The sequence below is a fragment of the Vibrio sp. 1249-1 genome (assembly GCF_033340495.1).
In genome coordinates, this window is record NZ_JAWOWJ010001123.1 from 1 (window position 1) to 530 (window position 530).

Sequence of the window (530 nt, forward strand, 5' to 3'; positions counted from 1 at the left end):
AAGCGGTTGGAAGCACTTTGCGAAGTTGGCTCAAGATCCAAACAAGATGACGATTCCTTCTAGGTAGCTGGACTAACACAAGATCTGTATTCGCAGGAATACTGTCCATTGTGGTCAGAAATGCCACTTTATTACATTGATTGTCTTCAAGATTTTTTTGAGCACCTTTGTGAGAGACGAAAGAATCGCTCATAAAAGTGACATGATGTTTTTCAGAAAACCAGCAAGCGAGGGCACCAAAGTTATCATTGATAACAACGATGTTTTGATGGTCAGGTAACGCCATTTCTTCGACGTGATTGATCAGGTACTCATCACCCGCATCCCAAGCTTGAAGCGTTTCGTTAGAACGCTTAGGAAAACGATGAAGCGTGAGGCTTCTACCGTGAAGATTCAATTCGGTTTTCATAAGTAAACGTAGGTTGATTCAATAAACTAGTGATTATTGTCGCAAATGATGGCTTACGTAGATACAAAAAGCTGTCAAATTTTCTATTTAACTCGCCGAAATAGCGTAAAGTGGCAAGCTT

1 pseudogene is annotated in these 530 nt (G+C 40.6%); it reads right to left on the reverse strand.

Going from position 1 to position 530, the window contains the following annotated elements:
- Nucleotides 1-409: pseudogene (locus R7Z50_RS30815) on the reverse strand (50S rRNA methyltransferase); the annotation flags it as partial.
- Nucleotides 410-530: the final 121 nt, after the last annotated feature.